Annotated in this window: 2 protein-coding genes; both read right to left on the reverse strand. The window is 70.8% G+C overall.

Translation table 11 applies throughout. The annotated features are described in order from the left end of the window. Positions 1-12: 12 nt before the first annotated feature. Positions 13-840 carry an SURF1 family cytochrome oxidase biogenesis protein gene (locus Q2100_RS31335; RefSeq protein WP_302917136.1) on the reverse strand — a complete coding sequence of 276 codons (828 nt, stop codon included), beginning with the start codon at positions 838-840 and terminating at the stop codon, positions 13-15. Next, positions 840-1,159: arsenate reductase/protein-tyrosine-phosphatase family protein (locus Q2100_RS31340; protein WP_456094158.1), on the reverse strand; the 320-nt coding region annotated here is incomplete at its 5' end. The genes Q2100_RS31335 and Q2100_RS31340, both read right to left, overlap by 1 nt.

Genomic DNA, 1,159 nt, shown 5'->3' on the forward strand with positions numbered 1-1,159 from the left:
TGGCGGTCCTGCTCAGCGCCGCCGGCCGTAGCGGTCGGCGATCTTCTGTTCGGCGGTGAGTGGCGCAGGCGGGGCCGCTGCCGCCGCGGCCGCCGCGGCCTTCTCCAGTCGGCGCTGCCGGATCTCGGAGTACACGAAGTAGCCGAGCCCGATGGGGGCGATGATGCCGAACGCGATCCACTGGATGCCGTACGACAGGAACGGCCCCGCGTCGAGGTGCGGCAGCGGGATCACCCCGAGGCCGCCGGGCTGGTCCTCGACGAGTTGCAGGTAGGAACCGGTGAGCGGCACCCCCGTCAGGGCCGAGACCTGCGCTGTGTTGATCGAGTACACCTGGTCGAAGCCCTCGGCACGCATCGGCTTCTTGTCGGGCGCAACCTGTTCGGAGTCGCGCAGCCGCGCGGTGATGGTGACCGTGCCGCCCGGCACGGGGTCGATCGGCGGCACCTGGGAGCCCTGCTCCGGTTTGGCGTACCCGCGGTTCACGAGCACGGTGGGCCCGCCGTCGACGGCGAACGGCACCAGCACCTCATAGGCGGGGTCGCCGTCGACCACCCGAAGCCGGGCCAGCACCTGCGCGTCGGGCAGATAGTGGCCGGTCGCCGTCACCCGCCGCCACTGGTCGTCGGCCGCCGACGAATCCTGTTGCGGCAGCAGGGTTGTCACTGGAACCGGATCCGCGGTCAGCGAGTAGGCGATCTGGTCGTTCTCACGAGAGGTCTTGGTGTTCTTGCCGAGCTGCCAGGGAGCCAGCACGGTGAAGCACAGGTAGGCGAACGCCATCACCACGACGAACAGGGCGAGCCAGCCCGGTCGCAGGAAGAACGCCCACCGTCGCATCAGCTGGCCAGCCCGCGCTCGGCGAGGCGTTCGTCCACCCAGTCGTGCAGGCCGGGCAGCGCCGCCTCGATCACCCGGAACACGTCCTCGAAATCATCCTGCGTGCCGTAGTAGGGGTCGTCGACGTCCAGCGCGTGCGCGCCCGAGCGCGGGTCGAAGGAGCGCAGCATCCGCAGCCGGTTGGACGGCACGCCCTGTTCACCGAGCATGCGCAGGTGGTTGCGGCCCAGCGCCACCACGAGGTCGGCGCTGCGGTGGTCGTCGTCGACCTGCGCCGCGCAGTGGGCCGAGGGGTAGCCGTGGGCACGCAGCACGCGAC

Source organism: Mycolicibacterium arseniciresistens (assembly GCF_030519285.1).
GTDB classification, from domain to species: Bacteria; Actinomycetota; Actinomycetes; order Mycobacteriales; family Mycobacteriaceae; genus Mycobacterium; species Mycobacterium arseniciresistens.